The following is a 12,042-nucleotide window of genomic DNA, read 5'->3' on the forward strand; positions in this document are numbered from 1 at the left end:
CGGGTTGCGGGCGGACGCGGCGCGTGTAGTGTCGGGGCATGTCCGATGCCCGCGCCCAAATCCTCCTTGCCAGCCCCGAGGCGACCTGCGCCTTGGCGCGCAGCTTGGCATCCTGCCTTTGCCCCGGCGATACGCTTCTGCTTTCGGGTGGTGTCGGCGCGGGCAAGACCCATTTTGCCCGCTGCCTGATACAATCCCTGCTTCTATCGCCCGAGGATGTGCCCTCGCCAACCTATACGCTGGTGCAGACCTATCAGGGGCAAAGCGGTGAAATCTGGCATGCCGATCTTTACCGTTTGGGCGATGCGATGGACCTGGTCGAACTTGGCCTGACCGACGCATTCACAGACGCCATCTGCCTGATAGAATGGCCTGACCGGCTGGGTGACCTGACTCCGCCCGATGCGCTTTTGCTGGACTTTGACACTGTGCCACGACCCGGCGCAGAGGATCACCGCCTCTTGCGGATCATGTGGCAGGGTGACAGGTGGGGGCAGCGATTGAAGGGGGTGTTGAATGAGTGACCGCAGCGCATTGATGCAGGATTTTGTCGCCAAAACCGATTGGGCAGGCGCGGCCATTGCGCCCTTGGCGGGCGATGCCTCCAACCGGCGCTACCTGCGCCTCACCCATCCCAAAACCGGCACAACCGCCGTGCTGATGGACGCCCCGCCCGAGCGTGGCGAGGATGTGCGCCCCTTTCTGCAAATCGCCCGCTACCTGACCGGCCTTGGCCTCAGCGCCCCGCATATTCTGGCGCAGGACGAGGCGCGCGGCTTTCTCATCCTCGAGGATCTGGGCGATGCGCTCTTTGCGCGTGTCATTCCGGTTGCCCCTCAGATGGAGGATCAGCTTTACACCGCCGCGACCGACGTCCTGATCGACCTGCACCGTGCGGCACCCCCTCAAGGTCTCAAGCCTTATGGCCCCGACACCATGACAGACATGGCCGCCCTTGCCTTTGACTGGTATCTCACCGGGGCAACAGGAGAGGTGAGCCCCCAACGTGCCGAAGCCCTCGCTGCGCTCAACCGCCTCTTGCGTCAGCACGCCGCGACCACTGATGTGATCGTGCTGCGAGACTATCACGCCGAAAACCTGCTTTGGTTGCCGGGGCGCAGAGGGTCGGCGCGGGTGGGCCTGCTCGATTTTCAGGACGCCATGACCGGGCATCGCGCCTATGATCTGGTTTCGGTGCTGCAAGACGCCCGCCGCGATGTGCCCCGGGCTATCGAGACAGCGATGATCGCCCGCTATTGCCGCGCGACCGAGACGGATCAGTCCCTTTTTGAGGGGGCCTATTACTGCCTTGGCGCCCAACGCAATCTGCGCATTCTGGGCGTCTTTGCCCGCCTCTGCCTGCGTGATGGCAAGGCGCATTACATTGATCTTATCCCCCGTGTCTGGGACCATTTGCAGCGGGATCTCGATCACCCGGCGCTGGCCCCGGTTGCAGATCTCCTGCGTGCGGCGCTGCCTGCGCCGACCTCTGCGATCTTAGAGCGCTTGCGCGCACAACGCGCGTCATGAGCCTGCCTTTGATGCTCTTTGCCGCCGGGTTCGGCACGCGCATGGGGGCGCTGACCGCGTCCCGTCCCAAACCGCTGATCGAGGTGGCGGGCCGCCCGCTCATCGACCACGCGCTCGATCTTGCCACGGCGCATGGCGCGGCCCCGGTGGTGGCCAACCTGCACTACTTGCCCGACCAACTGGCGCAGCATCTGGCGGGGCGTAACATCCGCCTTTCTCTTGAAATGCCTGAGATTCTGGAAACCGGCGGCGGGCTTCGCGCCGCGCTGCCTCTGCTTGGCACTGGCCCGGTCTTTACCATGAATACCGATGCCGTCTGGCGTGGCCCCAATCCGCTTGACCAACTGGCTGGCCTCTGGCGTCCCGCAGAGATGGACGCGCTTCTGCTCTGCATCCCGCGCGCGCAAACCGTCGGCCATTCCGGCACGGGCGATTTCCAGATTGATGCCGACGGGCGCGCCACGCGCGGCCCCGGTTCGGTCTATTCCGGGCTTCAGATCGTGAAGCCTGACCTGCTGCATACCATCCCCGAGCGCGCCTTTTCCCTCAACCGCCTTTGGGATCTGATGTTGTCCGAGGGCCGGCTCTTTGCAGCCGATTACCCCGGCCAGTGGTGCGATGTCGGCCACCCAGAGGGGATTGCCCTTGCCGAATCCCTGCTCGCGGCCCCCGATGTTTGATCCTTCAGATACCCCCCGCCTTTATGGCGTGCCGCCCGGTGTGGATTTTCCCCGTGCTCTGGTCGAAGGCCTGCGCGCGCACCAATCAGGAAAACCGCCCGAGGTCCTCGCGCGCGTGCAACTTATCGTTAACACCCGTCGCATGGCCCGCCGCATCCGCGAGCTCTTCGACGCAGGCCCCCCCTGTCTTTTGCCGCGCATCAGCCTCCTGACTGATCTCGGAGAGTTGTGGGATCTGGCCCATATCCCCGATCCGGTGCCGCCCCTGCGCCGCAGGCTGGAATTGGTGCAGCTTATCGCGACACTTCTCGACAACGCCCCTGATCTTGCCCCCCGCAGCGCGATTTACGACCTGTCGGATAGTCTTGCGGGGCTGATGGATGAAATGCACGGCGAAGGTGTCGCACCGCAGGCGATCGAAACGCTCGATATCACCGATCAATCCGGTCATTGGGCGCGGATCAAATCCTTTCTCGGCATCGTCCGCCACTATTTCGAGATCGGCGGCGCCGCGCCCGATGTGGAAACCCGCCAGCGCCTTGTGATCGAACGGCTGGCCGCCCTCTGGGCCGATACCCCGCCCGCGCATCCCGTCATCCTCGCGGGGTCCACCGGCTCACGGGGGGCGACACAGCACCTTATGCAGGCGGTAGCGCGCCTGCCACAGGGGGCGGTCGTGCTGCCCGGCTTTGATTTTGAGATGCCCGCCCCCGTCTGGGATGCGCTGGGTGATGCCATGCTCTCTGAGGATCACCCGCAATACCGTTTTTGTCGGGTTGCCGCTGGGGCTGGGATCACGCCTACGGACATTCGCCCATGGTCTGATATCTCCCCCGCCAACCCGGCGCGCAACGCGCTGGTGTCGCTGGCCCTACGCCCCGCCCCTGTCACCGATCAATGGCTGCGCGACGGCCCGCATCTGCGCGACATCGCCGGGGCCATGGCCAATGTCACGCTGGTCGAGGCCCCGTCGCAACGCCAAGAGGCGCTCGCCATCGCCCTGCGCCTGCGCCAAGCGGCAGAGGACGGGCGCACCGCCGCCCTCATCACGCCAGACCGCACGCTCACCCGCCAAGTGACCGCAGCGCTCGACCGATGGGATATTCTGCCTGATGATAGTGCCGGTCTGCCGCTGCACCTGTCACCACCGGGGCGCTTTCTGCGCCATGTCGCCGATCTGTTTCGCACCCGGCTCAGCGCCGAATCTCTGCTCACTCTGCTCAAACATCCGCTGGCACATCAGGGGGCCGAGCGTGGCCCACATCTGCGCCTCACCCGCGAGCTGGAATTGCATCTGCGCCGCCACGGCCCCCCCTATCCGACCGAAGACAGCCTGCGCGCTTGGGGTGCTGCGCAAAAAGATCCCCTTGCCCCTGAATGGGTGAGCTGGCTTTGCGCTTGCTTTGTGAACAGAGACTATTCCGGCGAAATCCCTCTTGATCATAGCGTGGCCACGCATCTCGACCTCGCGGAAAAGATCGCCCAAGGCTGCCATGGCACAGGCTCTGGCACGCTCTGGCTCAAGGATGCTGGGCAAGAGGCGCAAAAGGCCGTGACCGAACTTCGGGCCGAGGCCCATCATGCGGGCGCGCTCAGCGCCAGTGACTATTCCAGCCTGTTTCACAAGATTCTGAGCGCCCGCGAGGTGCGCAATCCTGTCGATCCGCACCCCCATATCCTAATCTGGGGCACGCTGGAGGCGCGCGTTCAGGGGGCCGATCTCTTGATTCTCGCCGGGCTGAATGAAGGGAGCTGGCCCGAATCCCCCAAACCCGATCCTTGGCTCAACCGTGCCCTGCGCCATCAGGTGGGGCTTTTGCTGCCCGAGCGGCGCATCGGCCTCTCGGCGCATGATTTCCAACAGGCGATCGCCGCGCCCGAGGTCTGGCTTACCCGGTCCGTCCGCTCTGCCGATGCCGAAACCGTGGTCTCGCGCTGGCTCAACCGCATTTTGAACCTGCTCTCTGGACTGCCGGATCAGGGGGGGCAGGCGGCGATTGAGGACATGCGCAACCGTGGCCGCCTCTGGCTCGACCGCGCCACGGCGCTAGAGGACCCGGGCGAGGTGCCGCGTGCCACCCGGCCTGCGCCCGCGCCGCCCGTTGCCGTACGCCCCGACCATCTGACCGTAACCGAGATCAAGCGGCTCATTCGCGACCCCTACGCCATCTATGCCCGCCATATCCTCAAACTGCGCCCGCTTGATCCGCTGATGCGCGCGCCCGATGCGCTTTTGCGCGGCACCGTGCTGCATGAAATTCTTGAGGGGTTCATTCGCGAAACACTGGATCACCCGGAGCACTGCGACCACGCCACATTGATGCGCCATGCAGAGACTGTTCTGGCCGAAAATGTCCCTTGGGCCGAGGCGCGCGCGCTGTGGCTGGCGCGGCTGGACCGTGTTGCCGACTGGTTCATCGACACTGAGGCGCGGCGTCGAACGCTGGCCCGACCCGTGTATTTCGAGGCTAGAGGCCGCGCCACCCTGCCAGATCTGGGCTTTACCCTTTCGGCCAAGGCCGACCGGCTCGATCTCGATGATCTGGGGCAGGTGCATATCTATGACTATAAAACCGGCGCGCCCCCTTCGACCAAGGAACAAACCAGTTTCGACAAGCAATTGCTGCTTGAGGCCGCGATTGCCACCCGCTCCGGCTTTGAGGGGATGGGCCCAACCCGTGTCGCCCGCGCGGTCTTTATCGGGCTGGGTAGTGAACCCAAAGAATTGGACGCGCCGCTCGACACAGAACCACCTGAGAAGATCTGGGCCGAGTTCCACGCGCTGATTTCGGCCTATTTCGACCCTGATATGGGCTATACCGCGCGCCGCGCGCCGCGCAATGCCGATGAGGATGGGGATTACGACCAGCTGGCGCGCTACGGCGAATGGGACCAGACCGATACACCCGACGTGACCAAGGTGGGCCAATGACTGCGCGTGATGCCGCCACTCAGGCACAGGTTGAGGCCGCGCGCCCCGACCTCTCGACATGGCTGTCGGCCAATGCCGGATCGGGCAAAACGCGGGTGCTTACAGACCGTGTGGCGCGGCTTTTGCTCGATGGGGTCGATCCTCAGCATATCCTCTGCCTCACCTATACCAAGGCCGCGGCAAGCGAGATGCAGAACCGTCTTTTTCGCCGCCTTGGCGCTTGGGCGATGCTGGCCGATGCCGCGCTCATGCAAGAGCTTGACCTTTTGGGCCATGAGGGCGCGATCACCGAACAGACCCTGCGCGACGCCCGCCGCCTCTTTGCCCGCGCGATCGAGACGCCGGGTGGGCTGAAAATCCAGACGATCCACTCCTTCTGCGCCTCCCTTCTGCGTCGTTTTCCGCTCGAGGCGGGCGTCACGCCGCAATTCACCGAGATGGAGGATCGCACTGCCACCCTCTTGCGCGCCGAGATTGTCGAAGACTTGGCCGCCGGGCCGCAGGCCGCCACGTTTTACGCCCTTGCCAGACACTATTCCGGCGAAACTCTGGAAAAACTGACCGCCGAAATTGTCCGCAACCGCAGTGGATTTGCACAACCGCTCAGCGATGCCGATCTGGCCGCCCTCTTTGATCAGCCCAAGGGGCTGAGCGCCCAGATGATCCGCGACGGGGTGTTTCTGGGCAGTGAACAGGCGCTTCTCGGCCACCTCATGCCTGCGCTTCAGGCCGGGTCTGCCAATGACGTCAAGGCCGCCGCCAAGCTCGCGCAAATGAGCGCGTTGGACCTGCGCGCGCTGCCCGTGCTCGAGGATGTCTTTCTCACTGGCAAAGGGGCCAAATCGCCCTTTTCCGCCAAGTTAGGCTCTTTTCCGACCAAGGCGACCCAAGGTGTCCTTGCCTCTGTCCTGCCGCAGATCGAACAATGGATGCTGCGCGTCGAAGCGGCGCGCCCCGCGCGCCTTGCCCTCCTTGCGATGCAGAAAACCCGCGCTTTGCATGACTTCGCCCGCGCTTTCCTGCCCGCCTATGAACGCGCCAAGCAATTGCGCGGCCTCCTTGATTTCGACGATCTGATCCTGCGCGCCCGCGATCTTTTGACCGATCCAGCGGTCGCGGCTTGGGTGCTCTACAGGCTTGATGGTGGCATCGACCATATTCTTGTGGACGAGGCGCAAGACACCAGCCCCGTCCAATGGCAGGTCATCGAACGTCTGGCGCAGGAATTCACCAGCGGCGAGGGCGCGCGTGCCGATGTGGCGCGTACGATCTTTGTCGTGGGCGACAAGAAACAGTCGATCTATTCCTTTCAGGGGGCCGACCCGCGAGAATTCGACCGCATGCAGCAGGAATTTGGCCTGCGTCTGAGCGCCACCAACACCCCGCTGCAATCGCGCGTTCTGGCTTATTCCTTTCGCTCGTCGCGGGCGATCCTGACCACCGTCGATTGCTGCTTTGATCAAAGCAGCGAGAGCGGTTTTACGCCGGAAGAGGGTCACAAAGCCTTCTTTGATACCCTCCCCGGTCGCGTCGATCTCTGGCCTCTGGTCGAGAAACCGGATGAGGACGAGCCGCCCGCCTGGCACATGCCCGTAGACATCCGCGCCACCAACGATCCGGCAATCCTTTTGGCGCGGCAGGTTGCGGCGGCCATGCGCGATATGATCACCGCGCGGCAGGCCATCCCCGATCCCAAATCGCCCAGCGGTTTTCGCGCCGTGCAACCCGGTGATTTCCTCATCCTTGTGCGCCGCCGGTCCGCGCTCTTTCACGAGATCATCCGCGAATGCAAGGCGCAGGGCCTGCCCATCGCCGGGGCTGACCGGCTCAAGGTGGGGGCGGAACTTGCCGTGCGCGATCTTGAGGCGCTCTTGTCCTTTCTCGCCACGCCCGAGGATAGTCTGGCGCTGGCCACTGCCCTGCGCTCGCCGCTCTTTGGCTGGTCCGAACAGCAGCTCTACACCCTCGCGCAGGGCCGCAATCGTCCCTATCTCTGGGAGGAATTGCGCGCCCGCGCCGCCGAGCATCCCGACACCATCACAATCCTGCGTGACCTGCTTGATCACGCCGATTTCCTGCGCCCCTATGACCTGATCGAGCGTGTTCTGACCCGCCACGATGGCCGCCGCCGTCTGCTCGCCCGTCTGGGGACCGAGGCGGAGGATGGCATTGACGCCCTTCTGGCGCAGGCCATGGCCTATGAACGTCGCGCGGTGGATAGCCTAACGGGCTTTCTCGTCTGGATGGAAACCGACGATCTCGAGATCAAGCGCCAACTCGACAGCGCTGGCAACCGCATCCGCGTCATGACCGTGCATGGGGCCAAGGGGCTTGAGGCGCCCGTCGTGATCCTGCCTGAATGTGGCGTTTGGCGCACGCCCCCAGCGCCACAGATCGTGACGCAAGCGGGCCATGCCCTTTGGACCGGGCGCGCCGATGACATGCCGCCCAGCTTGGCCGCAGCGCTCGATACTGAACGCCGCGCGCTTTTGGCGGAACGTGACCGCCTGCTCTATGTCGCCATGACGCGGGCCGAGACGTGGTTGATCGTTGCTGCCCATGGCGATCTGGGTAAACAAGGCGACACCTGGTATGAAAAGGTGCAGCGCGGGATGCTGGCCGCAGGCGCGCAACCCCACAGCTTTGCCCATGGCCCTGGCCTGCGTCTTGATCATGGCATTTGGGCTGAAACAGAGACTAATTCAGCGCCCTCTGCGTCCCCTCAAACAATCACCCTCGATCCGCTCTTTCAGCGCCCCGCCCCGCTCCCTGCGCGCCTCAAAACGCTCAGCCCGTCAGAGCTGGGCGGGGCCAAGGCGCTGCCCGGCGAACGCGGGCTGGATGAAGAGGCCGCAAAACGGCGCGGTCGTCAGATCCACCGTCTGCTTGAATTCCTGCCCACTGTGCCTGCCCATGACTGGCCCGCCACCGCTGCGCGGCTTCTGTCCAATGGGGGTGATGCCGCGACAGGCGAAGAACTCGCCCTTCTTCTCGCCGAGGCAGACAAGGTGCTGACACGGCCTAGCCTTCTGGCCCTTTTCACGCCCGCTGCGCTGACAGAGGTGGCGATCACCGCCACCCTCGACCCGCTTCAGGGGCGGCGCATCCATGGTGTGATTGACCGCCTGATTATCGAAGATACCCGCATCCTCGCCGTTGATTTCAAGACCAACGCGCTGGTGCCCGACACGCCCGCCGACTGCCCTGATGCCCTGCTGCGGCAGATGGGGGCCTATGCCCACGCGCTCGGGCAGCTCTACCCGGATCATCGCACTGACACCGCGATCCTCTGGACCCGCACCGCCACGCTCATGCCCTTACCCCACGATCTTGTGACTGCGGCGCTGGAATCCACCACCATCGCTTGACGCGCCGCGCCCGGCTCCATAGGTTCACGACCGAAACCCTGACCACTAGGAGACAGATCATGGCCACCGTTGCCGTCACCGACGCCACATTCGACGCCGAAGTCAAGAATTCCGACATTCCCGTCGTCGTGGATTTCTGGGCCGAATGGTGCGGCCCCTGCAAACAGATCGGCCCGGTTCTGGAAGAACTGTCAAGCGAGATGTCCGGCCGCGTCAAGATCGTTAAGGTCGATGTGGATAGCAACCCGAATTCCGCCGTCGCCATGGGCGTGCGCGGCATCCCGGCGCTCTTCATCTTCAAGGACGGGCAGGTTGTTTCGAACCGCGCTGGTGCTGCCCCCAAGGCCGCCCTCCAGAGCTGGATCGAAGACAGCATCTGAGCCTGCAACGCCACAAGATCAAAAGGGGTCGCGCCGGTCGCGGCCCCTTTTCTTTGGCCACAAAACCCGCATGATCACACCATGACCCTGACCAATGCTGACATTACAGAGCTGACCGCGCTGCGCCACCTGCTGCACCAACACCCCGAAGTGTCTGGACTAGAGCAGGGGACAGCCCGGCGTGTTATCACGGCTCTCACGGACCACACGCCCGATCGCGTGCTGACGGGGCTTGGCGGGCATGGCGTGGCGGCGGTCTACGACGGCGAGGGTCAAGGGCCAACGCTCCTCTTTCGCTGCGAACTTGACGCGCTGCCGATCACCGAGCAGGGCGATCTGCCCCACCGTTCGACCGTGCCCGGCACGGGGCATCTCTGTGGCCATGATGGGCATATGACGGTGATTCTGGCGCTCGCGCGTCTCTTGTCTCGTCAGCGCCCTGCGCGGGGTCGGGTTGTGCTGCTGTTCCAGCCCGCCGAGGAAACCGGCGCAGGCGCAGCGGCAGTGCTGCGCGATCCAGAATTCGAGACTATTTCACCTGATTATGCCTTTGCCCTGCACAATATGCCGGGCCTGCCCTTGGGGCATGTCGGCCTCATCCCCGGCCCGGTCAATTGCGCCTCGCGCGGTATGTCCATTACCCTCAGCGGAAAATCCGCCCATGCGTCAGAGCCAGAGAATGGCCGTTCGCCGATGCAAGCGCTGTCGCATCTTATGCCCGCGCTGACCGCCCTCAGCCGGGGCATACCGCAAGATCACGATTTCACTCTGGCCACCGTCACCCATACCAGCATGGGCGCACCTGCCTTTGGCATCGCACCGGGCGAGGCCACGCTCTACGTTACGCTGCGCACTCTCGTTGACGCTCAGATGCAGGCGCTGTGTGATCGTGCTGAAACGCTGGTGACAAACACCGCAGCGGCGCACGACATCAGTGTTGAAATCAGCTATCACGATATTTTCACGCATTGCGCAAATGATCCCGATGCGACTCTGATTTTGCGCAAGGCGCTCGATGCGCTGCACGTGCCCCATGACGCGCGCGGCTTGCCAATGCGCGCGTCCGAGGATTTTGGCCGCTTTGGTCAACGCGCCCGCGCTGCCATGCTCTTTCTTGGCGCAGGTTCCACCCATGCCGCGCTGCACAATCCAGACTACGATTTTCCCGACGACCTCATTCCCATTGGGGCGCGCATCTTTCATCAGGTCGCCCGCGACATGCTGGGTTAGCCTGCCCTTGCGCCCTCTCCCGACCCCTTCCATATAGGGGACACAGAATAAGGAGGCCCAAATGAGCGATTTTCCCGGGTGGCACGGCACCACCATCATCGGTGTGCGGCGCGGCGGCGAGGTTGTCGTTGCCGGGGATGGGCAGGTCAGCCTTGGACAGACGGTGATCAAGGGTACCGCCCGCAAGGTGCGCCGCCTGTCGCCCGGGGGGCATCCGGTGGTCGCGGGCTTTGCCGGGTCTACGGCGGATGCCTTTACCCTGCTCGAACGGCTGGAAACCAAACTTGAGGCGACACCGGGCCAATTGCAACGCGCCTGCGTGGAATTGGCCAAGGATTGGCGCACGGATAAATACCTGCAAAAGCTCGAGGCGATGCTCATCGTCACCGATGGCGATCAGCTCTATGTCATCACCGGAGCGGGCGACGTGCTCGAGCCAGAGCATGACGTGGCCGCCATCGGCTCGGGCGGCAACTTCGCTCTCGCTGCGGCGCGCGGTCTGGCCGAAAATCCCGACCTGAGCGCCGAGGATATCGCCCGCCGCGCCATGGCCATCGCCGCCGATATCTGCGTCTACACCAATGGCAAGCTGACGGTGGAAAGGATTTCCAAATGACCGACCTGACCCCGCGCGAGATTGTCTCGGAGCTTGACCGCTACATCATCGGCCAGAAAGAGGCCAAGCGCGCCGTTGCCGTCGCCCTGCGCAACCGTTGGCGGCGCAAGCAGCTCTCCGATGATCTGCGCGACGAGGTGTATCCCAAGAATATCCTCATGATCGGCCCCACCGGCGTTGGCAAAACCGAAATCTCCCGCCGTCTCGCCAAACTCGCCCGCGCGCCCTTTATCAAGGTCGAGGCGACCAAATTCACAGAAGTCGGCTATGTCGGCCGTGACGTCGAACAGATCATCCGCGATCTTGTCGACAGTGCCATTGCCCAGACCCGCGATTGGATGCGCGACGACGTCAAGACCCGCGCCGAACAGGCCGCCGAAGAGCGCGTGATCACCGCTATCGCTGGCGAGGATGCCCGCCAAGGCACCCGCGATATGTTCCGCAAGAAGCTGCGCGAGGGGCTGCTTGACGACACCATGATCGACATCGAGGTGGCCGATACCTCTAGCCCCTTGGGCATGATGGATATTCCCGGCCAGCCCGGCAGCCAGATGGGCATGATGAACCTCGGTGATATCTTTGGCAAAGCGTTCGGCCAGCGCACCACGACCAAGCGTGTCAGTGTCGCCGACAGCTACGCGCTTCTGATTGGCGAAGAGGCCGACAAACTTCTTGATGATGAAACTGTCCACCGCACCGCACTCGAGGCGGTCGAACAGAACGGCATCGTTTTCCTTGATGAGATCGACAAGGTCTGCGCCCGTTCGGACGCGCGCGGTGCCGATGTCAGCCGCGAAGGCGTGCAGCGTGATCTCTTGCCGCTGATCGAGGGCACGACCGTTTCGACCAAATATGGCGCGGTCAAGACCGACCATATCCTCTTCATCGCGTCTGGGGCCTTTCACATCGCCAAACCGTCAGACCTCTTGCCGGAGTTGCAAGGCCGCCTGCCCATCCGGGTTGAGCTGCGCGCGCTGACCGAAGGTGATTTCGTCCGCATCCTGACCGAGACGGACAATGCCCTCACCCTGCAATACACCGCCCTCATGGGCACCGAAGAGGTGACGGTCAGCTTTACTGAGGATGGCATCGCCGCCCTCGCCCATATCGCGGCAGAGGTCAATCAATCGGTCGAAAACATCGGCGCGCGGCGGCTCTACACCGTCATGGAACGGGTGTTCGAAGAACTGTCCTTCACCGCCCCCGACCGCGCCGGCGAGACCGTGACGGTCGATGCAGGCTTCGTCGAGGCGAACTTGGGCGAGCTGATGCGGTCCGCGGATTTGAGCAGGTATGTTTTGTAGGG

Annotated in this window: 9 protein-coding genes; all 9 read left to right on the top strand. The window is 63.7% G+C overall.

From position 1 onward, the window contains the following. Positions 1-38 precede the first annotated feature (38 nt). Positions 39-524, top strand: a complete 486-nt coding sequence (gene tsaE / locus ROSMUCSMR3_RS11290; protein ID WP_008279721.1) for a tRNA (adenosine(37)-N6)-threonylcarbamoyltransferase complex ATPase subunit type 1 TsaE — start codon at positions 39-41, stop codon at positions 522-524. Then, the gene (locus tag ROSMUCSMR3_RS11295) at positions 517-1,530 is read left to right on the top strand and encodes an aminoglycoside phosphotransferase family protein (RefSeq protein WP_081507377.1); all 1,014 of its coding nucleotides are present in this window, start codon (positions 517-519) and stop codon (positions 1,528-1,530) included. The genes tsaE and ROSMUCSMR3_RS11295 overlap by 8 nt, the downstream gene beginning before the upstream one ends. Beyond that, positions 1,527-2,210: a nucleotidyltransferase family protein gene (locus tag ROSMUCSMR3_RS11300; protein ID WP_081507378.1), complete on the top strand. Its 684-nt coding sequence runs from the start codon at positions 1,527-1,529 to the stop codon at positions 2,208-2,210. The genes ROSMUCSMR3_RS11295 and ROSMUCSMR3_RS11300 overlap by 4 nt, the downstream gene beginning before the upstream one ends. Next, a complete protein-coding gene (gene addB, locus ROSMUCSMR3_RS11305; protein ID WP_081507379.1) occupies positions 2,203-5,142 on the top strand; it encodes a double-strand break repair protein AddB in 2,940 nt (979 codons plus the stop codon). The genes ROSMUCSMR3_RS11300 and addB overlap by 8 nt, the downstream gene beginning before the upstream one ends. After that, positions 5,139-8,510, top strand: a complete 3,372-nt coding sequence (gene addA / locus ROSMUCSMR3_RS11310; protein ID WP_081507380.1) for a double-strand break repair helicase AddA — start codon at positions 5,139-5,141, stop codon at positions 8,508-8,510. The genes addB and addA overlap by 4 nt, the downstream gene beginning before the upstream one ends. Before the next feature lie 59 nt (positions 8,511-8,569). Continuing rightward, positions 8,570-8,890 carry a thioredoxin gene (trxA, locus tag ROSMUCSMR3_RS11315; RefSeq protein WP_008279716.1) on the top strand — a complete coding sequence of 107 codons (321 nt, stop codon included), beginning with the start codon at positions 8,570-8,572 and terminating at the stop codon, positions 8,888-8,890. 81 nt (positions 8,891-8,971) lie between these two features. Further along, positions 8,972-10,120 (top strand): amidohydrolase, encoded by a 1,149-nt coding sequence (locus tag ROSMUCSMR3_RS11320; protein WP_081507381.1) that lies wholly within the window; start codon positions 8,972-8,974, stop codon positions 10,118-10,120. Positions 10,121-10,181: 61 nt separating this feature from the next. Beyond that, positions 10,182-10,736 (top strand): ATP-dependent protease subunit HslV, encoded by a 555-nt coding sequence (gene hslV, locus ROSMUCSMR3_RS11325; protein ID WP_008279714.1) that lies wholly within the window; start codon positions 10,182-10,184, stop codon positions 10,734-10,736. Then, the gene (hslU, locus tag ROSMUCSMR3_RS11330; RefSeq protein WP_008279713.1) at positions 10,733-12,040 is read left to right on the top strand and encodes an ATP-dependent protease ATPase subunit HslU; all 1,308 of its coding nucleotides are present in this window, start codon (positions 10,733-10,735) and stop codon (positions 12,038-12,040) included. The genes hslV and hslU overlap by 4 nt, the downstream gene beginning before the upstream one ends. Positions 12,041-12,042: the final 2 nt, after the last annotated feature.

The organism is Roseovarius mucosus (assembly GCF_002080415.1).
Classification (GTDB): domain Bacteria; phylum Pseudomonadota; class Alphaproteobacteria; order Rhodobacterales; family Rhodobacteraceae; genus Roseovarius; species Roseovarius mucosus_A.